The organism is Mycobacteroides sp. CBMA 271, from assembly GCF_009729205.1.
Classification (GTDB): Bacteria; Actinomycetota; Actinomycetes; order Mycobacteriales; family Mycobacteriaceae; genus Mycobacterium.
This window is the reverse complement of the sequence record NZ_VTHB01000005.1, coordinates 247,407-274,014: the sequence shown is the minus strand read 5'-3', so window position 1 is coordinate 274,014 and position 26,608 is coordinate 247,407. Positions and strand designations below refer to the sequence as shown.

General features: G+C 63.3%; 26 protein-coding genes, 1 tRNA gene and 2 pseudogenes. 5 read left to right on the top strand and 24 right to left on the bottom strand.

Going from position 1 to position 26,608, the window contains the following annotated elements:
- Positions 1–41 precede the first annotated feature (41 nt).
- The 8 genes from FZI91_RS15090 to FZI91_RS15055 all read right to left on the bottom strand — a co-directional run bounded on the left by FZI91_RS15090 (position 42) and on the right by FZI91_RS15055 (position 8,595).
- Positions 42–374: a small basic family protein gene (locus FZI91_RS15090; RefSeq protein ID WP_005058551.1), complete on the bottom strand. Its 333-nt coding sequence runs from the start codon at positions 372–374 to the stop codon at positions 42–44.
- A gap of 45 nt (positions 375–419) precedes the next feature.
- Entirely contained in the window at positions 420–1,397 is a 978-nt protein-coding gene (locus FZI91_RS15085) for a DUF881 domain-containing protein (RefSeq protein ID WP_155939789.1), read from the bottom strand.
- Positions 1,397–1,954: a CDP-alcohol phosphatidyltransferase family protein gene (locus tag FZI91_RS15080; protein ID WP_155940107.1), complete on the bottom strand. Its 558-nt coding sequence runs from the start codon at positions 1,952–1,954 to the stop codon at positions 1,397–1,399. Before FZI91_RS15080 ends, FZI91_RS15085 begins: the two co-directional genes overlap by 1 nt.
- 161 nt (positions 1,955–2,115) lie before the next feature.
- Positions 2,116–4,440 carry an accessory Sec system translocase SecA2 gene (secA2, locus tag FZI91_RS15075; RefSeq protein WP_162526095.1) on the bottom strand — a complete coding sequence of 775 codons (2,325 nt, stop codon included), beginning with the start codon at positions 4,438–4,440 and terminating at the stop codon, positions 2,116–2,118.
- A 50-nt stretch (positions 4,441–4,490) separates the two neighbouring features.
- Positions 4,491–5,651 carry a PDR/VanB family oxidoreductase gene (locus FZI91_RS15070; protein ID WP_375234362.1) on the bottom strand — a complete coding sequence of 387 codons (1,161 nt, stop codon included), beginning with the start codon at positions 5,649–5,651 and terminating at the stop codon, positions 4,491–4,493.
- On the bottom strand, positions 5,648–6,526 hold the full coding sequence (locus FZI91_RS15065) for a metal-dependent hydrolase (protein ID WP_155939788.1): 879 nt from the start codon (positions 6,524–6,526) through the stop codon (positions 5,648–5,650). The genes FZI91_RS15070 and FZI91_RS15065 overlap by 4 nt, the downstream gene beginning before the upstream one ends.
- Positions 6,527–6,796: 270 nt before the next feature.
- Entirely contained in the window at positions 6,797–8,071 is a 1,275-nt protein-coding gene (locus tag FZI91_RS15060) for an acyl-CoA dehydrogenase family protein (protein WP_155939787.1), read from the bottom strand.
- Positions 8,072–8,118: 47 nt separating this feature from the next.
- Complete coding sequence (locus tag FZI91_RS15055; RefSeq protein WP_155939786.1) at positions 8,119–8,595, bottom strand: SRPBCC family protein; 477 nt, start codon at positions 8,593–8,595, stop codon at positions 8,119–8,121.
- Between the two features lie 272 nt (positions 8,596–8,867).
- On the opposite strand from FZI91_RS15055, the gene FZI91_RS15050 reads away from it, so the two are divergent.
- The gene (locus tag FZI91_RS15050; protein ID WP_155939785.1) at positions 8,868–10,379 is read left to right on the top strand and encodes an AarF/ABC1/UbiB kinase family protein; all 1,512 of its coding nucleotides are present in this window, start codon (positions 8,868–8,870) and stop codon (positions 10,377–10,379) included.
- Here the strand turns inward: FZI91_RS15050 and FZI91_RS15045 are convergent.
- From FZI91_RS15045 to FZI91_RS15010, 8 genes and pseudogenes are all read right to left on the bottom strand, one after another.
- Positions 10,376–11,004 (bottom strand): annotated as a pseudogene (locus FZI91_RS15045) (TetR/AcrR family transcriptional regulator). The gene FZI91_RS15050 and the pseudogene FZI91_RS15045 sit on opposite strands and share 4 nt — an antisense overlap.
- Positions 11,005–11,087: 83 nt before the next feature.
- Positions 11,088–12,446, bottom strand: coding sequence for an AarF/ABC1/UbiB kinase family protein (locus tag FZI91_RS15040; RefSeq protein WP_162526061.1), 1,359 nt, complete (start codon positions 12,444–12,446; stop codon positions 11,088–11,090).
- A 137-nt stretch (positions 12,447–12,583) separates the two neighbouring features.
- Positions 12,584–12,979, bottom strand: a complete 396-nt coding sequence (locus tag FZI91_RS15035) for a hypothetical protein (protein ID WP_155939783.1) — start codon at positions 12,977–12,979, stop codon at positions 12,584–12,586.
- A gap of 113 nt (positions 12,980–13,092) precedes the next feature.
- Positions 13,093–14,556: an FAD-binding protein gene (locus tag FZI91_RS15030; protein WP_155939782.1), complete on the bottom strand. Its 1,464-nt coding sequence runs from the start codon at positions 14,554–14,556 to the stop codon at positions 13,093–13,095.
- A pseudogene (locus tag FZI91_RS15025) lies at positions 14,553–15,068 on the bottom strand (VOC family protein). Before FZI91_RS15025 ends, FZI91_RS15030 begins: the two are co-directional and overlap by 4 nt.
- Before the next feature lie 36 nt (positions 15,069–15,104).
- Entirely contained in the window at positions 15,105–15,740 is a 636-nt protein-coding gene (locus FZI91_RS15020) for an SRPBCC family protein (protein ID WP_162526062.1), read from the bottom strand.
- On the bottom strand, positions 15,737–16,093 hold the full coding sequence (locus FZI91_RS15015; protein ID WP_162526063.1) for a helix-turn-helix transcriptional regulator: 357 nt from the start codon (positions 16,091–16,093) through the stop codon (positions 15,737–15,739). The genes FZI91_RS15020 and FZI91_RS15015 overlap by 4 nt, the downstream gene beginning before the upstream one ends.
- A gap of 142 nt (positions 16,094–16,235) precedes the next feature.
- Complete coding sequence (locus FZI91_RS15010; protein ID WP_155939781.1) at positions 16,236–16,811, bottom strand: hypothetical protein; 576 nt, start codon at positions 16,809–16,811, stop codon at positions 16,236–16,238.
- Positions 16,812–16,897: 86 nt separating this feature from the next.
- Between FZI91_RS15010 and FZI91_RS15005 the strand changes: the two genes are divergently transcribed.
- The 3 genes from FZI91_RS15005 to FZI91_RS14995 all read left to right on the top strand — a co-directional run bounded on the left by FZI91_RS15005 (position 16,898) and on the right by FZI91_RS14995 (position 18,714).
- The gene (locus FZI91_RS15005; RefSeq protein WP_155939780.1) at positions 16,898–17,056 is read left to right on the top strand and encodes a hypothetical protein; all 159 of its coding nucleotides are present in this window, start codon (positions 16,898–16,900) and stop codon (positions 17,054–17,056) included.
- 213 nt (positions 17,057–17,269) lie between these two features.
- Positions 17,270–17,911 (top strand): TetR/AcrR family transcriptional regulator, encoded by a 642-nt coding sequence (locus FZI91_RS15000; RefSeq protein ID WP_162526064.1) that lies wholly within the window; start codon positions 17,270–17,272, stop codon positions 17,909–17,911.
- Entirely contained in the window at positions 17,908–18,714 is an 807-nt protein-coding gene (locus FZI91_RS14995) for an enoyl-CoA hydratase/isomerase family protein (RefSeq protein ID WP_155939778.1), read from the top strand. Before FZI91_RS15000 ends, FZI91_RS14995 begins: the two co-directional genes overlap by 4 nt.
- 37 nt (positions 18,715–18,751) lie before the next feature.
- Here the strand turns inward: FZI91_RS14995 and FZI91_RS14990 are convergent.
- Positions 18,752–18,825, bottom strand: a tRNA-Pro gene (locus tag FZI91_RS14990).
- A gap of 163 nt (positions 18,826–18,988) precedes the next feature.
- Here FZI91_RS14990 and FZI91_RS14985 point away from each other — a divergent pair.
- The gene (locus tag FZI91_RS14985; protein ID WP_155939777.1) at positions 18,989–20,353 is read left to right on the top strand and encodes an HNH endonuclease signature motif containing protein; all 1,365 of its coding nucleotides are present in this window, start codon (positions 18,989–18,991) and stop codon (positions 20,351–20,353) included.
- Positions 20,354–20,435: 82 nt separating this feature from the next.
- Here FZI91_RS14985 and FZI91_RS14980 read toward each other — a convergent pair whose 3' ends face one another.
- The 7 genes from FZI91_RS14980 to FZI91_RS14950 form a co-directional block, all read right to left on the bottom strand.
- Positions 20,436–21,002: a LysM peptidoglycan-binding domain-containing protein gene (locus FZI91_RS14980; protein WP_162526065.1), complete on the bottom strand. Its 567-nt coding sequence runs from the start codon at positions 21,000–21,002 to the stop codon at positions 20,436–20,438.
- Between the two features lie 201 nt (positions 21,003–21,203).
- On the bottom strand, positions 21,204–22,613 hold the full coding sequence (gene der / locus FZI91_RS14975; protein WP_155939776.1) for a ribosome biogenesis GTPase Der: 1,410 nt from the start codon (positions 22,611–22,613) through the stop codon (positions 21,204–21,206).
- Entirely contained in the window at positions 22,610–23,275 is a 666-nt protein-coding gene (gene cmk / locus FZI91_RS14970) for a (d)CMP kinase (protein ID WP_162526096.1), read from the bottom strand. Before cmk ends, der begins: the two co-directional genes overlap by 4 nt.
- 8 nt (positions 23,276–23,283) lie before the next feature.
- Entirely contained in the window at positions 23,284–24,024 is a 741-nt protein-coding gene (locus FZI91_RS14965) for a pseudouridine synthase (protein WP_155939775.1), read from the bottom strand.
- Positions 24,025–24,027: 3 nt separating this feature from the next.
- Positions 24,028–24,816 carry an SMC-Scp complex subunit ScpB gene (gene scpB / locus FZI91_RS14960; RefSeq protein ID WP_155939774.1) on the bottom strand — a complete coding sequence of 263 codons (789 nt, stop codon included), beginning with the start codon at positions 24,814–24,816 and terminating at the stop codon, positions 24,028–24,030.
- Entirely contained in the window at positions 24,813–25,697 is an 885-nt protein-coding gene (locus FZI91_RS14955; protein WP_162526066.1) for a ScpA family protein, read from the bottom strand. The genes scpB and FZI91_RS14955 overlap by 4 nt, the downstream gene beginning before the upstream one ends.
- Positions 25,694–26,575: a ParA family protein gene (locus tag FZI91_RS14950; protein ID WP_162526067.1), complete on the bottom strand. Its 882-nt coding sequence runs from the start codon at positions 26,573–26,575 to the stop codon at positions 25,694–25,696. The genes FZI91_RS14955 and FZI91_RS14950 overlap by 4 nt, the downstream gene beginning before the upstream one ends.
- Positions 26,576–26,608 lie beyond the last annotated feature (33 nt).

Sequence of the window (26,608 nt, the reverse complement as noted above, 5' to 3'; positions counted from 1 at the left end):
TATCCAGGTCGTGCGGTTCGGGTTGTGCATCGTTCACGGGCTCACGCTCCAAACAGCCTGCGCCGCAAGGCGGCAGCGTTTCCGAAGATGCGAATGCCGAGAACGACAATGATGGCTGTTGACAGCTGTGTGCCGACCCCAAGCTGGTCGCCCACGAACACGATCAGGGCCGCCACCAGCACGTTGAACACGAAGGACACCACGAAGACCTTCGAATCGAAAATTTGGTCCAGGTAGGCGCGGGCGCCGCCGAACAGCGCGTCGAGCGCGGCCACCACCGCGATAGGCAAGTACGGGGCGACGGCGTCGGGCACGTTCGGGTGAAACACCAGCCCCAGAACCACGCCGATCGCGAGCGCGACTATGCCGATCATCGTCTACTTCCTCTCCACATCACGTTCCGCTCAGAATCATCTGAATCATCGACTACCGGCCGGAATTTCTTTGGCGTACTTGACGTCCCGGTTGACTGCCGGAGCCATGTGCACGTTCTCTTCGGTCGCCAGCGTGAGCCGTATGCCGTAGGACTTCTGCAACAACCGCATCCGCGCGATGCCCGGACTGCGCTCGAAGGAGGACTTCATGGTGTTGGCCGGACCGATGGCCACGATCCGGTACGGCGAGCTGATGGGCTGGTTGTCCACCAGGATCGCTCCCCCCGCCTGGCGCATCGTCACATTCGGGCCAATGCGTATGTCCGAGACCGAAACCGCCTCCGCGCCACTGGTCCACAACGAATTCACCACGAGCTGCATGTCGCGGTCCAGGATGACCTGCTGGCTGCGCGGGATGCGCTCCTTGGAGACGTCCGACAGGTCGCCGGTGCTGCCCGGGTCGGCCAGTGTGACAATGAGTGCGGGTCCACTTACCTCGGTGGTCGCCGCCGCAAGGCCCAACTGGTCCAATCGATTCAGCAGGTCCTTACCCTGCTCATTGCCTTCCAGTTGGCTACGCCTAGCGCCGGCCACCTCGGCCGACAGTCCGTCACGCGTGGACTCCAGCTCTCCTGAATCGCGCTGCGTGCTGCGGATGCTCGCCAGCAGCCCCTGCTTCTCCTGCTTGACCCCGGGTGCGATCCGAGTGGTTTGAGCTACGGCGACCGCGAACACCGCGGCGATGGCGATGGCAGCGATTGCCTGCCAACCCCATTCGGCCCATCGTGAGCGTGGTCTGGCTCCGTGTTCCCGGGCAGCGGCGGCTTCGGTGTACCCGGCATCCAGGTGATCGGAGAGCAGGGTGCGCAGAAGGGAGGGCACCGGATTGCGTTTCGGTCGGTTAGCAGTGTGGTGGCCCAAACCCTCGTCGGGCTCGAAACCTCCCATGAGGTGTGGTCCGTTGCCGTGTATGGGGTCCGCGGCCGCGCCTGATCCTCTTCGCGCAAGCGGCTCATCGGCCATCAGGTGCTTACCTTCGGCAGTTGCCGGACGATCATGACGATCTGCGCGATGTACAGCACGAACGTCCACAGATAGATACCCAGCCCCCAGATGAGGAACGCCCACCCGCACGGTCCGATCACCCTGCCCCACAACGAATCCCATTCGCCGATGAGGATCAGCGGGAAGGCGGACATCAACGCGAAGGTAGCGGCTTTGCCGAGGTAGATGACCGGGAGCGCCTCGATTCCGCGGCTGCGCACGATGGGCAGCCCGAGCGTGAGAATCAGGTCGCGGGCCAGCAGCGTCAGCACGATCCACCACGGCACGATGTCGCGGATCGCGAACGCGATCGGGGTCGTCACCATATACAGCCTGTCGGCCGCGGGGTCCAACAGCGTTCCGAGATGCGACGACTGGTTCATCAGTCGCGCGATCTTGCCATCGGCCCAGTCGGTGAAGCCACTAAGCATCAGGATGGCGATGGCCCAACCGTCCGAGTGGGTCACCAACACGAGATAGAGAAACAGCGGGATGAACGCCAGCCGAATGACGCTGAGCACGTTCGGGACCGTCAGAATCCGGTCGTCTCGGTCCGACGTGTCGCGCCCGACAGGCTCATCACCGGTTGACGGTTCCCTGCCTTCTGACGCTCGTCGCGTTAGCGGCTCATCGGCACCCATCCGGCCAGCCTCTCATATCCGCGGAGCGATACCCCGCGTAAATTACGAGCCTGTCGTCAGCTGAAGACGCCCGGCAGGTTCAAGATCGAGAGGCTGTCGTTCTTGCGCGGATCGTCGTGGATCATGTACGTCCACGTCGAGGTCGGCCGCGCGAGCTTTGAGAGATCCAATCCCTGTTCCTCGTCAACCAGATTCGCGGTTTCGAAGGTCTGCTGCGCTGCTTCCACCGCGTCGGCAGCCAGCGACGCGAATGCGTCGACGGCCAACCGGTGGAACTCGTCGATGGGATTCTGCCGTCCGAGCGCCCGCAGATGAATGCTCTCGCGCACGTCGGACAGGTAGGCCAGGTTGTCGGCCCAGCCGCGGTCGAGGTGGTACAGCATGATCTGCCGCGAAATACGTTCGAGCCGCTCGTCGGAGAGTTCCCCGGCCAGCTCCTCATAGCGTTCCGCCGAGCGCTCCTGCAGCTCCTTGCGCGCGGTGTCGGTGCGCAGCAGGGTCTCGCGGCGGTCGGAGATGATGGCGCGCTGCTGGGCGATCAGCTGGTTGTACCGCCATGTGTTGGCGTGCAGATCGAGCATCGCGCCCTCGGCGATGCGCTGGGCGTGGTCGATGAGACCGCCTGCCTTGGTGCTGACGATCCCGCCGTCCTCGTCGGTTTCGGTGGGTAGTTTGGCCGAATCCAGGTGCGCCACAACGACCTCGTCCTCCCAGCTGGAGAAGAAGACCGACGACCCGGGGTCGCCCTGGCGTCCCGAACGTCCGCGCAGCTGGTTGTCGAGCCGCTCGGTGCGATGTCGCCCCGTACCGACGACGTGCAACCCGCCCACCTCCACGACGGCGTCGTAGTCGGATTCGTCGGAGCCGCCCAGGCGGATATCGGTACCGCGCCCGGCCATCTGTGTGGAAACCGTGACGGCGCCCCGCGCTCCGGCCTCGGCGATGACGCGGGCTTCCTCGGCATCGTTCTTGGCGTTCAATACGACGGCGGGGACACCTGAGCGCACCAAACGGTGGTGCAGCGCCTCGGATTCGGCGACATCGTGAGTGCCCACCAGTACCGGCTGGCCGGTGGCGTGGATCTCGGCGATATGCGCGACGATGGCGTCGTTCTTGCTCGCCTCGGTGATGAACACGCGGTCGGGCTGGTCCTCGCGGATGTTTGGGGTGTTCGGCGGGATCGGCGAGACGCCAAGCTTGTAGAACTGCCGTAGCTGCTCACCGGCCGCCAGCGCAGTACCCGTCATCCCGCAGACACGTGGGTACCTGTTGATGAGGGCCTGCACGGTGATGGTGTCGAGAACCTCACCGGTGTCGGTGGTTTCGATGCCCTCCTTGGCCTCGACCGCCGCCTGCAGGCCATCGGGCCAGCGTTGCAGCGTCGCGATGCGACCGCGTGAGGAGTTGATCAGATGCACAGCCCCGTCGCGCACGATGTAGTGCACATCGCGTTCGAGGAGCACGTGTGCGTGCAGGGCCACGTTGACTTCGGTGAGGGTGGTCCCGACGTGATGCTCGGAATACAGGTCGATGTTCCCCAGCTGCTTCTCAAGCTTCGTGGCGCCGACGTCGGTAAGGAAGATGTTGCGGCGGTCGTTATCGGCTTCATAGTCTTCGCCCGCGATCAGGTCGCGTACCGCCTCGATGACCTCGGAACTCGGGGCTTCCCGATGGCTCGTGCCGGCCAGCACCAGCGGCACCAATGCCTCGTCGACCAGCACCGAGTCGGCTTCGTCGACCACCGCGACATCGGGGCTCGGTGAGACCAGGGCGTCCACGTCGATGGCCAACTGGTCGCGCAGCACGTCGAAACCGATTTCGTTGACCGAACCGTAGGTGACATCGCTGGCGTACGCCTTGCGACGCTCTTCGGCCGTGGATTCCTCGGTGATCCAGCCGACCGTCAAACCCATCCGCTCCAGGAATGGCCCCATCCATTCGGCGTCGCGTCGGGCCAGATAGTCATTGACGGAGATGACGTGCACGCTGCGCCCGCCCAACGCGTATCCCGCGGCGGTGATCGCGCCGGTAAGGGTCTTACCCTCGCCGGTGGCCATCTCGATGACATCGCCGTCAAGCATCCGCAGCGCCCCCAGCAGCTGAACGTCGAATGGCCGCTCTTCGATGGTCCGCTCGGCGGCCTCCCGCACGATCGCGAGAAACTGGCCGATGTCCTTGGACTCGATGCCCTCGGCAAGGTCGAGCTTCTTGGCCGCCTTGGTGAGCTGTTCGTCGGTGAGGTCTTTGGCCTTCTCGTCGTACTTCTTCGAGGCTTCCACGAGGTCCAGCGACTGGCTCTGGTTCTTGTCGGTGGTGGCCCCGAGTAGTTTCCAGAACTTCCCGGTGAACCGTGAGGCGGTGTTCGACTTGCGCACATGCACACGGTACGCGGTGCGGTGGGCTGTCCTCTCCGTGAGCGGGCGCTCGGCGATCACAGGTCGATGACGAGCTCTCCAGTTCCGGAGCGGTCAGCACAACGCGATACGCAGGGCAGCATGCTGCCCGTGTCGCGTTCGGGTCCGGTGAGCAAGGTGTCGCGGTGCTCAACGGCACCACCGGTGACCCTCACTTCACACGTCCCGCAGAAGCCCTGTGCGCACGAGTACGGCGCTTGCGGATTGTGCCGCAGGATCGCAGCCAAGGCACTCTCCCCTGCCGATACATTGACCCGCTCGCCACTGCGGGCCAGGACGACCGTGAAGGGCGCGCCGTCCACGACGGGCGGCGCCGAGAACCTTTCATAGTGCAGTTCCACGTCGGGACGGTCGATCAGTGCTGTGCGGAGCAGCTCGAGCATGGGGGTGGGGCCGCAGCAATAGACCGCGGTGGCGCCGGGGATGTCCCCGAGAAGGTCTGTGGCTGACGGCAATCCATGTTCGTCGTCGGTGCGTACGGTGATCTTCTCGCCGAAGGTCCGGAGCTCATCCAGGAATGGAATCGAGTCTCGACTGCGCCCGGTATAGACCATCGACCAATCCAGGCCGAGTCGTTCAGCGGTCATGAGCATCGGCAAAATCGGGGTGATACCGATACCTCCGGCAACGAAGCGAAGGCGCTGTGCGGGCGACCCGTGGCCAGGCACGGCCATCGGTAAGCCGTTTCTCGGCCCTTTTACCCGGATGAGTGCCCCGACATGCAGGGTGTCGTGCACCTCGATCGAACCCCCACCACCGTCGGGCACTCGGCGGACGGCAATCCGATAGCTGTCGCGCACGGCAGGATCCCCGCAGAGGGAGTACTCCCGCATGCGGCCGGAATCCAGGAGGAGATCCAGATGTGCCCCGGCCGTCCACGGTTCGAGCTCACCGCCTTCCGGAGCGGTCAAGGTCAGGGCGACAACGTTCTCGTCATGGGCGACGACCTCTCGGCGGGCGACTCGCAGGGTCTGTACCCGGTTGACCTCGATGGGCTTGGTGACCCGCGTCAGTCGTGCGAAGAGGCTGAAGGATGCCTCGACCACCCCGCCAACGACGACCAGCAGTGGATCGCGGGAGTACTTGCCGCGCAGCGTCGGTGGCACCTTAGTGATCTCGGCGTCCAGCGGTAAGAAGTAGGACTTAGCCGATCGTTTCGATGTGGTGCTCGTGCTCACAACGCCGCGCTCCGTGCACCCGGCGAGGATGCCAAGTACGCGACTGCTTGAGCAGTGGAGCCGATCTCATCGGGATGGAAGCTGGGCCGGAAGTAGCCGAGCGTCGAGGTAACCAGCCACCTGAGCTTGGGCAAGAGCCCGCGGTGTGCACTCCTGAAGTACTGGAGCCATATCCGGGAACGGGAGTAGTGAACTGTTGGATCCTCGCGCATGATGAGGAACGCGCCGCGCAGGACCAATACGGCCAGCCCTAACATCGCGAGCACCATGGCGCGGCTTCGCTGAAAGTAACTTGTGCTGAAGTAGTTCGCGACATCGTGGGCCACACTGCGGTGTTCCATTTCCTCCGCGCCATGCCATCTCAAGACGTCGGTCATGGTCGGGTCCGCACCGTGCTCGGTCCAGGTGGCGTTAAGGGCGAAGTCCCCGAGCACAGCTGTGTAGTGCTCGATGGCGGCGATGAGCCATAGCCTCTGGACCAGGTCGCTGTGGCGCACCCGTGCGGACCGAGATTGCCTCGGCGCCAGCACCTTGCGAAACAAGTATTCAGCCTGACGCAAGTACGGGCCGGTGCTGATGCCATGGGCCTCTAAGAACTCGCCCACGGCCCGGTCATGAACCTCCGCGTGCATGGCTTCCTGCCCGATGAAGCCGCGCATCTCACGAGCGAGCTTCTCGTCCTTGACATAAGGCAGTGCCTCAGCAAATACCTCGCAAAACCATCTTTCCCCTTCGGGAACCATGATGTGCAGCGCACTGAGGGTATTGGACGCAACGGGTTGACCGGGGATCCAGTGCAACGGGGTGTCACTCAGGTCGAACGTGACATCTCTTGCGCGTATCTCGATGCCCTGAGGTTCATGGACCGCCGTCATTGAAACCGCCTCTCAACACTGAAAAAGCGAGCAAGAGTGACATTCTTCACTCGAATTGACCGAACGGTAACATGATGGGCACGGCCGGGTCTATGGCTCACGTGTCACATAGCGCGGCAGTATGTGCCCTATGTCACCTTCGGGAGTCGCTCGCGGGGCGGCAGGGGGACGGCGGATCTCTAGCAATATGACCGAGCGGTTAGGTGGCGTTTGCGCAGAACTGCTGGACCTCCAGAAAATGCGAGGTCCAGCAGTTCCCTAGGCCGTGGTTTATCCGGCTAGCAACCCCTTGGCGATATGCGTGATCTGAACCTCGTTGCTGCCGGCGTAGATCATGAGCGACTTGGCGTCGCGCGCCAGCTGTTCCACGCGGTACTCGGTCATATAGCCGTTGCCGCCGAAGAGCTGCACGGCGTCCATCGCGACGTCGGTGGCGGCCTCCGAGCAGTACAACTTGATGGCCGAGGCCTCCGAAAGTGACGGAGTCTTGTCCTCGGACAGGCTTTCGATCGCGTGGAACAGCATGTTCCGGATGTTGAGTCTGGCGACTTCCATCTTGGCCAGCTTGAGCTGGATGAGCTGGAACTGGGCAATCTCCTTGCCCCACAAGGTGCGCGTTTTGGCGTAATCCACCGACAGACGTAGGCATTCCTCGACGACGCCGAGGGCCAACGCGGCGACACCGATGCGTTCCATTGAGAAGTTGGCACGTGCGCTGTCCCGACCGTCACCCTGCTCATTGGTCTCGGTCTCCCCGAGTAGGCGGTCCTTGCTCAGGCGTACGTTCTCGAAGAACAACTCTCCGGTGCGGGAGCTATGAATACCCATCTTGCGGAACGGTTTTGACTGCACAAAGCCGTCCATGCCCTTGTCTAGAACGAAGGTCAGCACCTTACGGTCCCGCTTGTCGACGGACGGGTCCTTCTCGTCCAACTTGGCGTACACGACGATCACATCGGCATCGGGTCCGTTGGTGATGAAGGTCTTCTGCCCGTTGAGGATGTAGTCCTCGCCGTCGCGCGTTACGTAGGTCTTCATGCCGCCGAATGCGTCAGAACCGGAGTCGGGTTCGGTGATGGCCCACGCGCCCACCTTCTCGTAGGTGACCAGCTCGGGCAGCCAGCGCTCCATTTGTGCGGCGGTACCACGGGAGGCGATGGTCGGCACGGTCAGTCCCATGCTCACCCCCATGCCCGTCACCAAACCCATACAGACGCGCGAGATTTCGCTGGTGAGCACGAACCCCATGCCCGCCGACCCGCCGGCGAGGCCCATCGCGCCCCCGCCGCCGTCGCCCTTCTTGGATTCCTCCGGGGTTTCGCCAGCGGCGAGTGCGGCCTCGCGGGTCTTCTTCTTCTCGATCTGCTTTTGCATCGCTTCCTTGGCGAGAGCATCGATGCCGAAGGTGGCGAACATCTTCCGGATGATGGTGTACGGCTCCATCTCGCCGGACTCCAAGGCATCGACATGAGGTCTTACCTCTTTGTCGATGAACTGGCGAACGGCGTCACGCACCGCGAGGTCTATGGGTGACCAGTCGAGCATGTGTCCTGCTTTCTCGCTTGAAAGTGATACGGCGCCGAGTATTTCGGCTAGCCGAGCTCTTTGGCTAGCAATTCCTTGAGGCGGGTGACGGAGTCTTCGAGCTCTGCCTGCACGGCCTTGTCGATGGCGGTGCCGATGGCTCCGGTGAGCATCTGTCCGGTAAACGAGGCGTCGACATTGACCGTGGTGTTGTCGGCGTCGATCTCCTCCACGCTCGAGGCGATGACGGCCTCGACGCCGGCCATCCCCGTGCCGCCCAGCTTGAATGTGCCCTTCTTGGTGGATAGCACCTCGTCGGCCGGGGTGAAGTCCTGGACCGTCCACTCGACGGTGTTGGCCATGCCCATCAGGGTGACGATCTCGGAGAACTTGGTGCCGACCTTGATGTCTTCTACTGCGGGGACATCGCCCTTGAATCCGGTGTGGATGGTCATCCACTCGTCGTATTTGTTGAGGTCCGGCAACACGGACCAGAGCTTGTCGATGCTGTACGGGAGATCAATGCTGGAGTGCAGCTCGGACATGGGCGAAGAACTCCTCTGTTGATAGGGCAGTCGATGGAATGGTCTGTGGATCAGTCAATGTGTGAACCAACGGTTCCGAACGTAACATACATACCCTCGTGTATGTAAGATGCATTTATCGCAGATCTCGCCCCGCGAGAACACTAATTGCAGGTGTACGGCGGTCGGATACCGACAGATCTGTGGGTGTCTGCGTCCGATTCCCTTGCTACCGGGCAGTAGCTCACGATGCATTACATACAACTGTGCTCGTATGTATTACAGTGGCGCTCATGACGACCCCCGAGGGCGTGAGCAGTGACGCGGCGCCCCTCGCTGCCGGACCGTTCGAGAACGGGAGGCAACGGCCCGCTTCGGAATCTACCGCGGAATCCCCCTCGGCGGCGGTGAATTCGACTCCTGCCAGCGGGGCGATCGATATTGAGATCACCCGCCCGAAGGCCACGTTGCATCCGCCTCCACTTCGGGTGGAAGCCAGGCGGTTCGGTCTCACGGTCACCCGGCTGATCGGCTCCGGCGCACGCCTCGCGGTGAAACCGCGGCGTGGACGCTCGCTGGAGGTGCGCGCGGCACATGAACTACGCCGGACGTTCGCACTGATGGGGCCGACGTACGTGAAGCTGGGGCAGCTCATTGCCTCCTCCCCCGGCGTCTTCCCGGAGACGCTCTCCAACGAGTTCCGCACGCTGCTCGATCGGGTGCCACCGGCATCCTCCGAGCTGATTCGTCAGACCGTTCGGGAACAGTTAGGTGCCGATCCGGCAACGATATTCGCGACATTCGAAGACGAACCGTTTGCTTCGGCGTCGATCGCTCAGGTGCACCGCGCGACACTCAAGTCGGGTGATCGGGTGGTGGTGAAGATTCAGCGCCCGAAGATCCGCACCAGGCTGGCCGCAGATGTCCGGATCATTGGGCGCCTTGCCCGCATGATCGTCAAGACAGATCTGGGGCGCGCGAGCAATGCGCCCGAGATCGTTGAAGACTTCGAGCAAAACCTCAACGAGGAGCTGGATTTCGCGGCCGAGGGGCACGCCATGGAGCAGTGGATCGCGAGCCTGGCCGACACCGAGTACGGCGATAAGGTGCGCGTTCCCAAGGTTTTCTGGGAGTACACCACCGAACGCGTGCTCACGATGGAATACGTCGAAGGTATCCGGATCGACAACGTCGGTGAGCTTGCCGCCGCGGGGTTCGACGGGGTGGGACTGGTCAAGGCCATCGTCTATTCGCTATTCGAGACGGGATTTCACAAGGGGCTCTTTCACGGTGACCTTCATGCCGGCAACCTGTTGGTGGACTCCAACGGGCGAATCGTATTCCTGGACTTCGGGATTGTCGGGCGCATCGATGAACGCAGCCGCAAGATCTTCACCGAGATCATGGTGGACCTGTTCGTGAAGAACGATCACGCGGCAGTGAGTAGGGGTATCTACAAGCTCGGCGCCATCGGAGATCGGGCTAAGGCGGTCGACTCCACGACAGCCGCCAAGACAATCTCTGATTTCACCAATCCCCTCCAGCAGTCCAAGCTTTCGGCGATCTCGTACGGCCAGCTCGGTAAGCAACTGGCCATCATGGCCAAGGAGTACGACGTGCGGCTCCCGCGTGAGCTGGTGCTCATCGCCAAGCAGTTGTTGTACGTGGAGCGCTACATGAAGCTGCTGGCACCCGACTGGGCGCTGCTCTCGGACCCTTCTTTTATCGGCTACTTCGGGAACATGGTCATACAGGCCGAGCAGTCGCGTCTTGAGGAAACGGCGGCACGGGAGGCTGGGGCCTAATCAGAAGGGCTGAGCTTTCGGTGTCGATAGTGCGTAGCGCAGAGTCGAGCGGTGCGCCCACCGTCGGTGATTCCACGATGGTCAGTAGCATCGCCTTGGCACGTGCCCAGCGCTGATCCCGCACCTCCTGCGGTGCGGTCATGCTGTTGACCAGAATTCCGCGTACGGCATCCATCGCGGTCAGCGTGGTGTTGCGGATGACACGCAGCTCCTCTTCGGTCTGGCTTATCGACTGGCCCAATGTCGAGAATTGCTGCATCACAATGAATTCGAACTGATCCATCTGGGCGGAGAGCTCGGGATCGGTGCGCGCGGCGATCCACAACTCCATGGTGGCGATGAACATCGATCCCTGGTGCATCCGCCACAGTGCGTCTAGGCAGCGACTGACGAAGTCGGCGTCGCTTTCCCGGTCCAGTGCGATCAGTTCGGAGAGGATCCCTTGGCCTTGTTTGAACGCCAAGTGCCGCACCGATTCTCCCAGTAGCTCGGATTTCGACTGGAAATGGTGCACCAGCGCCCCGCGGGTGACGCCGGCACGTTGTGCGACCCGGGTGGTGGTCGTGCCGGCGTATCCGTACTTCACCAGGCAGTCCACCGTGGCGTCCAGCAGCCGACTGCGCATGGCCGCGCTGCGCTCCTCTTGGGTGCGTCGCTCCCCACGGTGATTGCGGGCCGCCGACTGCGCGGGACTTCCAGCGGTCCGTGTCATTCTGCGACCTCATTGTTGATGTCGTCGCGGGCCTGCTGGTACTCCGATATCAGGGTGCCGAAGTAGGTGAGGATCTCGGGGTCTCCCACCGGCTGCCATTCCGGGGCAAGCAGTTTGGTGTAGCGCTCGACGTAAAGCAGCTGCTTGCCCACCAGGATGAACTCCTTGGGCAGGATGGCGTCGTGCTCGCGCCCCAGCGCGGTGAGCTGCCGGCCGATCGTGCCGTAGGAGATCTTGTTCAGTGACGTGCCCATGGGGCGGGTCACCCTGCGCAGCGACTCGGCAACCTTGGCGGGATCGGCGCCGGGGTCGATGGCACCCAGCTTGATCAACGTCCGTGCCGCCGCTTCGTCATCGGGTTCGATGATGAGGGCGCCAATCAACTCCCGCAGCGTTTTGCGGGTCCGCTCATCGAGCCGGCCCACGATTCCGAAGTCCAGGAATACGATCCGCCCCTCCGGATCCACCATCAGGTTTCCGGCGTGTAGATCGCCGTGGAAGGTGCCGGCGGCGAAGGCCGAGTCGAACAGGGTCAGCATGAGCGTCTTGACCACCGTGGGACCGTCGAATCCGGCCGCGCGGATCTCGTCCGCGTTGTCGATCCGGATGCCCTCCACATATTCCATGGTGAGCACCTTGTCGGTGGATAGATCCGAATGGATCTGGGGTACACGCACTTTCGTTGCATACTTGGAGTCCGCGAGGCCCACTGTCCAGTCCCGCATGGCTTCGGCTTCCAGGGTGAAGTCGAGTTCTTCAGCGAGGTTGGCCTCGAAATCCTCCATCACCTCATAGATGTTGGACATCCGGCCCATCTCGGTGAGTTCGAGACCGCGGGCGATTTGCTTGAGGATCTGTAGATCGGCCGCGAGTCGGGTACGGATCGCCGGGCGCTGGATCTTGACGACAACTGCGGTACCGTCCTTCAGCGTTGCCTTGTGCACCTGGGCGATTGACGCCGATGCGAAGGGGACGGCGTCAAATGTGCCGAACACCTCTTCGGGTGGTGCACCGAGTTCCTCGGTGAGCATTGACCGGATGGTCCGCGGATTCGCGGGTGGCACCTGATCGAGTAGCGATCGGAACTCGGCGGAAAGGTCTTCGGGGAACATGCCTGGAGACGAGGCGATGAGCTGCCCGAACTTCACGTAGGCGGGCCCCAGCTCGGCGAATGAACGCCGCATCTCCTTGGCTACCACCTGGCGCAGGTCGCGCTCGGTGGGCCGCTGGCTCAGGATTCGGGTACCGGCCTTGAGGAGTTGGCTGGCCGTCGCAGCGAGCCGATCGAACTGAACATCGGCAGACACCGGATCGAGTTTCCGGGGCCGCCGGGGCGGGTCTGCTGCATCGCTCACCGCGACTCCCTTCGTCCGTACTGCGGCATCTACGTGGTCCGACTTTACCGACAAGCCGGTATGTATGTTAATCGAACGGTAGATGTGGCGAGCGATGACCAGCGAAGAAGGATCGTCTTACCCGTGGAGCGAAAGGCTCAACGCTGCGCGCGCCGGGCCCTGGCGATCTGTTCGTCGGCGAAATCCAGCACGATCTTCGTCGGGTACAGCGCGACCTTGAGCACGCGAATCAGCGGATCGACGACGTCGATGAGGGTCTCAAGGCTCGTCATCGTGCTGGCCAGGGTCGAGGTGGTTTCGGCCAGGTTGTTCAACGTGAGGTTTAGCGAGTCGAGGGAGTCGTCCAGGCGTTCCAGACTTGAATCGAGGTGATCGAGCATGCCCCCGACCCGGTCGGTGAGATCGTGCACTTCGACCGCCATGGACTCGATGTGTCCGACGGTGCCATCGATGTTTAGTGCGACGTTGGCCAGCTTGCGGATCTTGCGCGCCGGTGCGGGCCGGTTGCCGTTGCGGGTATAGACCTCCGCCATGGGAGTCACCTTTCCGTTGCTGACAGCCTAGGCGAAGGGGTAATGGGCTTTGATGAGCTATCCCGCCGCGTGGGCATTTGATGCATTTTTGTGACGTAGCGCACAGCGCTGGCTCATGGGGCAGATACTCGCTGAGACGCATGATTTCCGGCACGTCGGCCAAAGAAGGAGGCTTCGCCGAGTCGCGTACCGCTGCTGTAGCCCTTGCCGTCCTGGGCGATGTTCGATGCGCTCGCGCCTGCTGCGTAGAGGCCGGGCACGTGCTGCCCGGATTCGTTGAGCACGCATCCGTCGGCATCCGTGCGGAGCCCGCCGAGCGTGAAGCCCGCGTATATCGCTTTGCCCAGGGTGAGGTCGAACGCACCCCAGGGCCCGGTTCCTTGCGAGGCAAGGTATTTCGGGTGCTTGTGGAAGTCGGGGTCCTCTCCCCTAGCGGCGTGCTCGTTGTAGTGCTGCAGCGTCTCCTCGAGATTGCCGGCCGGGATACCCAAGGCCTCTTCCATTTCCGAGACGGTCTCCCAGCCGTCGATAAACGGCGTTAACGGCAGAGTCGGGCGATCCATGTGCTCGGAGTCCACGATCAGATACGCGGTGTTGTCGGGCTGGTCCATCACAAACCCGGAGGTCCGCGAGTGGTAGGAGTCCTCGGCGACGAATCGCTGCCCGTTCTTGTTGACGATGATTCCGGTCAGCAGACCCGACGGCGGGTAAACCGGTGCGGTTACGAAGATCTGATGCATGTTTCGGGTGTCGGCGCCCGCGGACACCCCGAGCCTGATGCCGAGCCCGTCGTCATAGGTGCTGCCGAGGACGAAGGGTTTCTCGGCGAGCTTGGGGGTGTATTCGGCCACCATCGCGGGGTTCATCACGAATCCACCCGCCGCGATGATCACCGACTTCGCCCGTATCGCACCGGTTTCGGAGAAATGCTTCCACGTCGCACCCACGACGGCGCCGCCCGCGTCGAGGATGAGCGCGGTGGCGCCGGTCTCGTAGTGGATGGGGACGCCCAGCTCGCCGGCACGTTGGGCGAGCAGTTCCACCACCATGCCCGCGCCACCGGTATCGCCCGGTCGGGGAACCTTGTGTCCGCGGGGCGCGGGGATCGCCTCGTCACGGTAGGGCCAGACCAGCTCGTTACCCGTGAACATCAGCCCTTCGGTGTTGGGCTGGATGACGGCCTTCTCTGGGTAGAAGCTGCGCTCGAATTGAAATCCCAGTGCTTCAAGCCAATTGAAGTGCTCGACGCTTCCGTCGCAGTACAGCCGGATTTTTTCGGGGTCGGGATCGGGAGATACCGCCATGAGGTACTTGTACATTTCATCGGCACTGTCGGCGTGTCCGGTCGCCTCCTGCACCGCGGTGCCGCCGCCGAGGTAGAAATGTCCACCCGCCATCGCGGTGGTGCCGCCCGCGACGGCGGCACGTTCCAGGACCAGCACCCGAGCTCCGGCTTCGGCGGCTGAGACGGCGGCGCACCCGCCTCCCATGCCAAAGCCAATGACGAGAACATCGATGTCATCCGACCATTCAGTAATGTCTTGGACCGCTACGGTTTCCGGTATCGCTGATGTCATGCCTGCTCGCTCTTGACGTAGTTGTAGAAGGCCCGGATCTCGGGCGGGACAAAGGCCAATTCCATGTGAGGCAGGGCGGCCTCGGGTGCCGACAGATAGGCAAAGCGCATGCCGCCGGGCATCCCTCCGTCCTGGATCACCTGTGTGCCCTGCGCCGTGGCGTCGGCAACGGCCGTATCGAGGGAGGGTGGTTCCATGCACACGTGATGTAAACCTGCGGCACTGCGTTCCAGGAACTCCGTGTAAATGCTTGTCCCGTGGACCGGCTGGATCTGCTCGAGTTGCATGTCATCGAGATAGCTCAGTGCGATGGTCGCGGTGAAATCGGCCGGTGCGCCGCGATAGGTGCAGATGTCTGGACCAAAGTGCACTTCTGGAATTCACGTCCACTTCTTGGCCCCGAAGGCTGCGCTGAGCATGCGCTCCGTGGCATCGAGATCGTCAGTCACCCAGTCAATTTGGGTGACGCGTCCAAATCCAGGAACATCCGGCGACACTGCCGATGTGGTCATGGGCCGATAGTAGCGTCCGCTGTGGTGCGCGCCACGTCAGCCCGCGGTGTAGGCCTGGGTCGTGCGGTCGGCCATGCTGCGGGCCTGCGCTGGATCCATGCCGGAGGCGATCGCGGCCTCGTACCACCGCTCGCTGGAGCCGACCATGAACGCGCGGCCCTCATCGCCAGCCGCCCAGGCTGCGCCCTCTTCGGGAGTGATGCGATCGTCTGGTGACGCGAGGTATCCCGCGAGGCCGAGAAGCCCAGAATCCCACCCCACTCCCACGGCGCCGGGGCCGAACTGCAGCCAGTGCTCGTCATCGTCGCTGATGTCGGAGATGTGTTCCAGGGTGAAGGTGGCCCGGTCGTTCTGCTCGGGGGTGATGGTGACCTCGATCCAGCTCATGCCGCCGCACTCCCATGTCGCCGCGAAGGAACGTGGCGCGTCGCACGTCAGCACCGTCCCGGATGCGTTGCCTTCCAACGAATAATGTCCGCCCAGGCGCAGATCGCCGGTGATCGGCAGGAACCATCGTGGGATGCGCTCGACGTTGGTACAGGCGTCCCAGAGATCGGTGGCATCGGTGTCGTAGGTCTGACTGACCGTGATGACACGTGCCTCGCGGGCCTCGAATGTCTTGGTGCCGACGGTGCGGCGGACGGCGTTGAGCTGGTGCTGAACGTCGATCACGGGCTGCTCTCCTTGGGTGTTGTAGCGACGCGGCGTTGCCGCTTGCCGCGGGCGATTTCGGTGGCCAGTGCATCCAGGTGTGGAGTCCAGTGGCGGCGAAACGTGTCCAACCAACGGTCAACCTCGCGCAGTGGAGTGGTGTCCACGCTGTACAGGCGGCGCGCCCCCTCGCTGCGGACCGTAGCAAACCCATTGTCGCGCAGTACCTTTAGATGCTGCGATACTGCCGGTTGGCTAATCGCGAATTCGGCGCGGATCACGTCGGTGATGGCACCCGAGGGCATCTCCCCCATGTCAATCAGCTCGAGAATGCGTCGGCGCACCGGGTCTCCGAGGATGTCGAAGGCATGCACGTGCTCGATGTTAGAAGTATGTGCTTATATAAGTCAAAGGTAAATTATTAACCCCAGGTAAGCGGGTCTAGCTCGGTAGACCGAGGCGCCAGACTCCCCTGCCGTGACGGGTTCCCGGGCCTCGCAAAGTCTAAGGGGTTGATTAAACGCCGGTCCAGGCCGAATCGAGCCGGTGTGCGACGTCGATGGTGCGTGCCGCCATGGCGCGCGGATTGTCGACCTCGTTGGCCACGTACTTGGCGATGAAACGGCTGATCAGCTGGTCGACACCCGCGAGGATGCGCAGCAGTTCCCCGCGGATGGTGGTCGAGGCCACGTCGACCGTGATGTCCGAGGGTCCAGGGGGTGCGACATCGATGATCAGCTGCAGCGGTGCGGCGGCGCGCGCGGTGGCCTTGAGGTTGATGTTGCCCGCGACCTTGAATCGGCTCTTGTCGAGTTTCAAGTCGATCAGCAGGTCGATGGACAGCGGCACCTGAATGTCGAAGGTGATGATGTCGCCGTCGTTGCGGGTCACGATCGGCTCCTGGATCTGGACCTTCGCGGTGACCTTCGCGATCTTGCCGGGCCCCTGAGCCATGGGGCCGACCTCGAACGGCTCGCCGGCGATCGACGCGACCGCAGCCTTTACCCGGTCTTCGCTGACGGCAATCTCAAAGAACGCCCTGCCGAATTCCTCGTACGAGAGGTACCGGGGGTCATCAGCCTTGCTGTCCATAGTGAGAGATACGGTCTCACGGACCGGGCCGGAAGTGCCAACGCCCAGTTTGCGGCGTGTCTAAATATTTGCCGAGGTTGGCGGTCATGGTCACACGTCGGAAAGGTGACCTGATCCTGGTAGAGCTGCTCGAGTTGCTCGTGGTTGAGCACGGCTGCGTGGTCGCTCCAGTTGTCCGCGGTGCACACTGCCCTGCAGGTGCGCGGGAAGGCACGTTTCACCTGCTTCGCGAGCAGGTCACGTAGCTGCTGTTCGTCCTCGTCCATCGTTGGACAGCCGGTCTGGGCGAGTTGAGTGACAACGAGGACCCGTTGCATGCCTCGAACCCTGCTCTGGCGCAATAACTTCAGATATGGCTTGCTCACCGCGCGCACCAGCACTTCGGCGCCGCGCGCCCGGCTCTGCGGCAAGTGCACATTTACCAGTCGACTGACTTGCAAATGTGCTACGGTCGGACCATGTCAGGCAGGACCGTGGCACCGACGCAGCGGCGCGCGCAGGCTGATCGGCGGGAAGCTACTCGACAGGCGCTGCTGGATGCGGCCATTGAATGCTTGGTCGAGGAGGGATATGCCGCCCTGACTACTCGCAAGGTCGCCGCGCGCGCTGGTGTCTCGCAAGGCGCGCAACAGCATTACTTCCCTGGTCGAGTGGATCTCGTTGTGCAGGCTGTGGGTCATCTCGCGGAGCGGTTGGTCGCCGAGGCCCATGAGCAGGTCCGTACCCGGCATCGCGATGAGCGCCGACGGGTCGAGGCCTTGTTGGACCGATCATGGGAGCTGCATTGCGGTCCCGTCTTTCGGGCGGCCGCCGAGCTGTGGGCCGTGGCGCATTCGGACGCAGATCTGCGCGGACCGATCGAAGACCTCGGCCGCGCGCTGGATCGGCAGTTCGCGGAACTCATTGCCGAGATGCTGCCCGCTCTTGCGCGAGATGAGGTCGGGCGCACACTCTTCGATATTGCGTTCGCGACCACGCGCGGTCTTGCCTTGCGGCGGTTGCCCGGTCTGGAACTCACCGTTGATCGGCGCTGGCATGCCGCGCGAGCGCTGCTGTTGTCCACCTACGACGGCCTGACCGGAACGGATGCGGTGGCATGACATCTCCCGATCCCCCAGTGCTCGTCGAGCAGCGTGGCGCGGTGACCATTCTGACCTTGAATCGGCCGGAGAAACTCAATGCGCTGAGTCCGGCGGGGGCGGCTCAAATGCTGAGTGCATTTCGCTCGCTGGCGGTGGATGAGGTGTGCCGCGCGGTGGTGCTTACGGGCGCTGGCCGGGCCTTCTGCACAGGCATGGATCTGCTGGCCGGACTTGATTCGGGTGGTGATCGCGGGGTGGTTCAGGGCAGGTATCACGATCTGTCGTGCGTCGCCGACGTCTTCCTGGCCGTTCGTGAGATCCCACAGCCGGTGATAGCGGCAGTGCACGGGCACGCTGTCGGTGCCGGGTTGGCTCTGGCCGCAATGGCCGATATCCGTGTCGCGGACACCACGGCTCAATTCGGGCCGGTGTTCACGCGCCGCGGCTTCTCGGGAGGCGACATGGGCGCCTCCTGGTGGCTGCCGCGGCTGATCGGATTCGCCAATGCCGCCGAAATCCTTTACACCGCTACATCCTTCGATGCACAACGTGCGCTCGAACTGGGTCTCGTCAGTCACGTCGTCGAGGACGGCGCCGATATCGATGCGGCGATTGCACTGGCCGGGCAGATCGCAAGCAACGCTCCGTTCGGAGTTTCCCAAACCAAGGAACTGCTCAACGCGGCAATCGGCGTGGCTGAGCTCCGCGAGCATATGCGTACCGAAGTGCGCACCCAGGTGCTCTGCTCCCTCACCGACGATGTGGTGGAAGGGGTGGGTGCGGCCTTGCAGCGCCGTGCGCCGACCTTCACGAATCGTTGAACGCGAAAGACCACCTGTTTCCAGGTGGCCTTTGTTGTCGGGCTGACAGGATTTGAACCTGCGACCACTTGACCCCCAGTCAAGTGCGCTACCAAGCTGCGCCACAGCCCGCTGCCGTCGTTGCACAGCAGACGGAAGCCTACCGTAGGTCTGGTCGGATCCTGAACTCGGATGACGACCGTCGCCGCCGATTCCCTGGAATCACTTGTGTCGCAACAGAATCATTTGCAACATTTGGTCGTTACTTGTCGGAGTGCCGTCCTATCATTCGAACATGAGTTCGGTAGTGGACATCGATGCAGGTCAGATTCTTTCGGGGCTGACTTCTGCCATCGATGCGCTGTCGGATCTTGATGCTCAGACGCTGACGCAGTGCGACCGCCTGGTCATTCTTCGTGATGTGGAAGCGCTCGTGCGCCGCATCCCCGCGGCGACCCATGGCGTCGTCAATGAGCTTGTAGCCGAGTATGTTCCGGGCCAGTTCGGCGGTGCCAGTGTCGCGGATGTCCTCGCGGACACGCTGCGGATCACCCGGTCTGACGCACGCCGGCGCGTCCGGGACGCCACGGAATTGGCTCCGCGCGCCGCTCTCAGCGGCGAGCCGATCGAGCCGGTGCTCGCCGGCACTGCCGCCGCTCAGCGGGCCGGTATCGCCGGAGGCGACCACATTGCTGTGATCCGCCAGTTCTGGGATCGCCTCCCCCGCGCAATCGATGTGCTGACCCGGGTGGCGGCTGAGGGTCAGCTGGCGCAGCTGGCGGGGACGCTCCGGCCCGATGAGCTCCGCAAGGCCGCCGATCGGCTCCTGGCCTACCTCGATCCCGACGGCGGCCTCACCGATGATGTCGACCGCGCCCGGCGTCGAGGATTCCGCCTGGGGCACCAAGGTGCCGACCTCATGACGCCCGGGTCATTCGATCTCGATCCCGAGTTGCGCTCGTATCTCGACGCGATCTTCGCGAAGTACGCCGCGCCCGGCGCTTGTCATCCCGATGACGAAACCGCTTGTGTGGATTCTGATCCCGATGAAGCTGCGGTAGCGCGAGATGCGCGATCGGTTGCTCAGCGTCGGCACGACGCCCTCAAGGCGGTCTTCCGGTCTGCACTGGCTTCGGGTGAGCTCGGACGTCATCGCGGTCTGCCGGTGACGGTGGTAATCACCACGACACTGCGGGAGTTAGAAGAGGGCGCGGGAGTGGCGGTGACCGGCGGAGGCTCACTGTTGCCGTTGGCCGATGTCATCCGGATGGCTAGCCACGCCCATCACTACCTGGCGATTTTCGATGGTGGCGGCCGTGCCCTTCACCTCGGGCGCGCTAAACGGATAGCCACCGAAGACCAGCGAATCGTGTTGGCCGCCAAGGACCGTGGCTGCACGTATCCGGGGTGTGATCGACCGGCGTGCCACTGCCAGGTGCACCACATGAACGAATGGGCGGTCGGCGGAAGCACCGACATCGACGACCTCACGTTCGGATGCGAAGCACATCACCAGCTACTGGGCACCGAGGGGCACCACTGGCGGGCCGTGCGCGGCACTGACGGCAGAACATGGTGGATCCCGCCCGAGCATGTCGATCCGATGCGCACGCCGCGTGTCAATTGGTTTCACCATCCCGACGGCTACCTGCGGGAGTAGAAAAGACATCGGCCCCGCCAGGGATTAACCCGACGGGGCCGATGAGGCAATGCTGCTTACTGAGTTACTGAGACCGGAGTAGTTACTCCGGGATGGTCAGTACCTGTCCCGGCTGGATGAGATCCGGGTTTGCGATGCCGCTCGCGTCGGCGATCTTCTGGTACTGGTTGCCGTCGCCGTAGAAGCGCTCGGAGATGGCCCACAGGGTGTCACCCGACTCGACGGTGTAGGTCCGGGGCTCCGGCGCGGGCGCCGGCTCCTCGACAGCCGCGGGAGCAACCTCGATCGTCTCGGCTGCCGGAGCGGCCGGGGTGTCGGTCTGGGTGCCAGAGGACCACACGGAGTCCGCGCCCGAGTACAGCACCAGGTTGCGGTCATCCTGAAGAACGAGCTTCACGTCCGACTTGCCCTCGGTGCCGCTGCTCCACAGCGCGCCGCCACCGTTGTCGTAGACGACGAAGTTGCCGTCGCTCTGTACCTCTGCACGGCCCGCGGCATTCCCGCCAGTGCCGGCTGCCCATACGGCCTCGCCGCCGTCAATCAACACCAGGTTGCCGTCATCCTGCAGAGTCAGGGAGTACGCGCCGCTGTTCGACGTGAGGCTCTGACCGGCATCCAGCTTCTGGCCTGAGGAAAGTGTGTCCGCCACTGTGTTGCGCCCTTCGATAGGTGGTTTTAGTACCGCCGCAGGATGGTAGACGGTGTAGCCAGCTTAGGTCGGCAAACCGAAAAAATGGGCGATTCGGATCGGGTAGATCTCAACATGAGTGCGAATATTGGGTGAACGGAGCTTGAGAGGGCAATGTGCGTGTGGTCTTTTTGCTTGTGCCCGTTGCTATCTCGCCGGCAGTTAGCGTTTGGGTCCACGCTTTTCGCGCACGCGGACGTTGACCCGGATGGGAGTTCCGTCAAAGCCGAAGCTTTCGCGCAACCTGCGCTCGAGGAATCGTCGATACCCCGCTTCGAGGAAACCGGTGGTAAATAGCACGAAGGTGGGCGGCCGGGAGGTGGCCTGTGTCACGAACAACACCTTCGGCTGCCTACCTCCACGTACCGGTGGCGGTGTGGCGGCAACCACTTCCTTCACCCAGGTATTGAGTTGACCGGTGGAAATCCGCTTGTCCCAAGATTGCAGCGCAGCCTCGAGGGCCGGCACCAGCTTCTGAACCGCGCGACCGCTCTTGGCTGAGATATTCACGCGCTGCGCCCATTTGAGCTGCGAAAGCTGAAGGTCTACTTCACGTTCAAGGAGGTCGAGGCGGTCCTCGTCCACCAGGTCCCATTTATTGAACACGAGCACCAATGCGCGACCGGTCTCGATGACCATCGTCAGCACCCGCTGGTCCTGCTCGCTGATGGGCTGGGATGCATCCAGGAGGACGATCGCCACTTCGGCGGATTCAATGGCGCCATGAGTCCGCAGCGACGCGTAATACTCGTGACCGGAGGCCTGTCCCACCTTCCGGCGCAGACCGGCTGTGTCGACGAAACGCCATGTCTTGCCGTCGAGTTCGATCAGGGTGTCCACTGGATCGACGGTTGTTCCGGCGGTGTCATGGACCACGGCCCGCTGGTCCCCGGACAGCCGATTGAGCAGAGAGCTCTTGCCCACGTTGGGTTTTCCGACCAGTGCCACACGGCGCGGGCCGGCCTCGCCCGATCCTCGACCGGAAACGTCGGGCATATCGGCAACCACACGGTCAAGTAGGTCCGCCACACCGCGACCGTGCATGGCGCTGATCGGGAAGGGCTCCCCCAGTCCCAGCGACCACAGTGCCGCGGCGTCGGCCTCTGCGCGGTCGCTATCAACCTTGTTGGCTGCCAAGAAGACTGGTTTGCCGGAGCGGCGCAGAAGCCTGGCCGCATCCTCGTCCGTGGAGGTTGCCCCCACCGTGGCATCGACCACCAGGATGATCAAGTCGGCGGTCGCCATCGCGTGCCGTGCCTGCTCGGCGACGAGCTGCTGCAGGCCTGTTGCGTCGGCCTCCCATCCTCCGGTGTCCTGCACCGTGAACCGGCGATCGAGCCACTCGGCGGGATAGGAGATGCGGTCGCGGGTCACCCCGGGAACGTCCTGGACGACGGCCTCGCGCCGCCCGATGATCCGGTTCACCAACGTCGACTTGCCGACGTTGGGTCGGCCGACCACGGCCACCACCGCGGGTGGCGCCTCCGGCTCTCCAGATTCCTCATCGCCTTCAGCTCCATCGAGTTCGGTGAATTCCCACTCACTTTCATCGATCCATGTGCCATCGGTCATCGTGATGCCCCTGCCCTAGTACGCACCAGGTCTAGCAGGTGGGCCACGACCTGTTCTTGTGTCATCTCGCTGGTGTCCACTTCCACCGCATCCTCTGCCGGATGCAACGGAGACACTGCTCGTGTGGAGTCCAAGTGGTCGCGGCGCTGTACGTCGGCGAGCACTCGCTCGTATTCGTCAGCGCCGCCGCCATTTTGCGCGTTGCGCCGCTGCGCGCGTGCCGGTGCCGACGCGGTGAGATAGATCTTCACATCGGCACCGGGCAGCACGACGGTGCCGATATCGCGACCCTCGACCACTACCGCGTCGGTGCCCTCAGCCAGCTCGCGCTGCCGCTGCACCAGACGCTCGCGCACGGCGGGCACCGCCGAGACCGCAGAGACCGCGCCGGTCACCTCCGCACCGCGGATGGGAATCGAAACATCTTCTCCGGCAAGCAGTGAGGTCCGATCATCTGGGTCCGAACCGACCGTCATCGGGACGTGTTCGGTAACCGTCGCGATGGCATCCGGGTCGGCGAGATCAACCCCGGCGCGCAGTACCCAAAGTGTGGCGATCCGGTACATCGCGCCGGTGTCCAGATACGCGGCGCCGAGTTGCCGGGCGAGTTCCTTGGCCACCGATGACTTACCGGTGCCGGATGGCCCGTCAATGGCCACCACGATCCGTGTCACAACCCGACCGCCTTGTGGAGCGAGCCGATCTCATCGCGGCCAAGGGCGCGAAGGCTACCGGGGCGCTGATTGCCCAACATCACGTCGCCAATCTTGATGCGTACCAACTCCACAACCGGATGACCCACGGCGTCGAGCATGCGCCGCACGATGCGGTTGCGTCCCTCGTGCAGGGTCAGCTCGATCATGGTCTTGCCGTCGCCGGTGCCGACAAACTTGAAATCGTCTACCTTCGCTGGTCCGTCATCGAGAGTCACGCCGTCACGCAGTTGCTTGCCGAGGCTGCGTGGCGTGGTGCCTGACACGGTTGCGACGTACGTCTTAGGCACCTCGTACGACGGGTGCATGAGTCGATGGGTCAGCTCCCCGTCGTTGGTGAGCAGGATCAGGCCCACGGTCTCGGCGTCGAGGCGCCCCACGTTGCGGACGCCCTGATTGTGCCGGACGCGATCCTCAATCAACTTCCCGATGCACGGGCGGCCGAGGTCGTCCGACATGGTCGAGAGCATGCCGAGGGGCTTGTTGAGGGCTAGATACACCAGCTCGGAGTTCATCACCACGCGTACGCCGTCGACGTGGACGACGTTGACGGCCGGATCGATCCGTTTGCCCTGCTCGGTGACAATCTTGCCGTCCACCTCGACGCGGCCTTCGTAGATCATTCGTTCGGCCACTCGGCGTGACGCAATTCCCGCTTGCGACAACACTTTCTGGAGTCGAATACCTTCATCATTCATGGGTCAGTCCTGATCAACTGTGAAGGCGGGTGCAACCGCCTCGGTGGGTGCGCGGTTCAGACGCGCGAATCTCGGCTCGTCGCTGAGATTCTCGGTGAGGTCGTCGATGACGTCGATACCGGGGAGGAGCGGCGCAATATCGGGCAGGTCCGACAGCGAGGTCAGTCCGAGCCGCTCTAGGAATAGCTCGGTGGTACGGAACATGACCGCCCCGGAATCGTCGTCGGTGCCGGCCTCGGCGATCAAGCCGCGCATCAGCAGGGTGCGCATGACGGCGTCCACATTCACACCGCGGACGGCGCTGACGCGGGAACGTGTCACGGGTTGGCGATACGCCACCACGGCCAGCGTCTCCAGTGCGGCACGGGTCAGCTTGGAGCGCGCCCCGTCTAGCAGCAGCTTCTCGACGTAGGGGGCGTACTGGGCGCGGGTGTACATGCGCCAGCCGTCGGCGGTCTCCCGCAGGTCGATACCGCTGGTGCGGTCGGTCAGGATTTCGGAAATCCGTTGTAGCGCTTCGGCGACGCGAACTAGCGGTTGGGCGAGAATGGAGGCCAGGGCCGCGGCGCTGATCGGAGTGTCGACCACCAGCAGCAGGGCTTCGAGGGTGCTGACGAGTTCGTCGTCGGTCATCGGGACGAATTCGTCAGATTCTGGTGCGTCGACCTCGGCGTCGCTGTCCTGAAGTTCGGAGGCCTCGCCAGGCGCTTCGATGGAATCCACGGGAGTGTCGAGCTCGGTGGACTCACCGAACTTCTGAGCCTCCTGAACCGAGGTCGTCTGCTCGCTCATGTGTAGTCCACTGCCTTTTCTAGATCATCCTGCGCCGGGCGCTCACCGGTCCATGAAACTTGGAGCGGTCCAAGCGGTTCGGATTGCTCAAATAATACCGTCTTGGATCGGTACAACTCGAGTACGCCCAGGAATCGGGCCACGATCTCGATGGGGGCCGAGCATTCGGCCACCAGTTCGGTGAACGTCATCCATTGTCCTGCACCACGTTCGGCGAGTAATTCGACCATCCGTTTGGCGTGTTCGGGCACAGATACGCGTGACACATGCAGATGACTTAGTCCCACTGTCGGCACCGGCCGAGGGGTGAACGCGCCCGCCGCGAGCTCGGCGAACTGGGCCGCGTCCAATCCGATGTGGACCGGCGGGAGCAGCTCGCTGAACCGCTCCTCCAGTGCCACCGCACGCGGGTACGACCGCAGGGCGGCGGCCTCCAGCTCGGCGAACATCTCGGCCACATGTTTGAACGCCCGGTACTGCAGCAGCCGGGCGAACAGCAGGTCGCGGATTTCCAGCAGTGCCAGATCACTGTCGTCATCCACCTGACCGGAGGGCAGCAGACGGGCGGCCTTCAGGTCCAACAGTGTGGCCGCCACCACCAGGAACGCGGTGACCTCATCGAGGCTGTAGGTGTCCCCCAGGGATTTGGTGTAGGCGATGAACTCGTCGGTCACCTGATGCAGCGCAACCTCGGTGACATCGAGTCGATGCTGCGAAATCAGTTGCAGCAGTAGGTCGAACGGGCCGGTGAAATTGGTGAGCTGGATCTGGAAGCCACGCGCTTTGGCGGGCTCGGGAGCCGCAGCGTCGGCGACATCGGGCTCGGGCACCGCGGTGTCAGCCGCGGGGGCCTCCCGCGGCTTCTCCAGATCCACGGTCACGGCTCGAACCGGTCGATTACCTCGCGGGCTAACGAAATGTACGCCAGAGCGCCCGTGGACTTGGGCGCCCACGTCGTGATCGGCTCGCCTGCGACGCTGGTCTCCGGGAACCGGACGGTGCGGGTGATGACGGTACGGAAGACCAGCTCGCCGAATTGGCCGACCACCCGTTCCATGACCTCGCGCGAATGCAGGGTGCGGGTATCGAACATCGTGATCACGATTCCGGACACCGACAGCTTGGGATTGAGCCGATCGCGCACCTTGCCGACCGTGTCATCGAGCAACGCCAGCCCACGCAGCGAGAAGTATTCGCACTCCATCGGGATGACGACGCCGTCGGAGCAGGCCAGCGCATTCACGGTGAGCAGCCCCAGCGATGGCTGGCAGTCGATGAGCACATAGTCGTAGCGGTCGAGCACCGGATGCAGCGCCCGTGCCAGCGAGTGCTCGCGACCGACCTCGTTGACCAGCTGGATTTCGGCCGCGGAGAGATCGATATTGCTAGGAATTAGGTCGAGCCCGTCGACGCGGGTGCGGATGAGCACGTCGTCGACCGAGACCCGCGGCTCTACCAGCAGGTTGTGCACTGTGGTGTCCAGCTCGTAATGAGCGATTCCCAGACCTGCCGACAGTGCACCCTGCGGGTCGAGGTCCACCAACAGCACACGGCGCCCAAACCCGGCCAGTGCGGCACCCAGATTGATGGTCGACGTGGTCTTGCCCACCCCGCCCTTCTGGTTGCACATCGAAATGACCTTGGCCGGCCCATGCGACGTCAGCGGCTTGGGCCGGGGAATGTCCTTAGGTGGACGACCCGTGAGGTCGAGGTCAGCGTCTTCGGCGGGGAAGTCGGCGTCGACATCCTGGTCCGTCACGTCACCTCCCGGTCCACTGCCTGATCCTCTTCG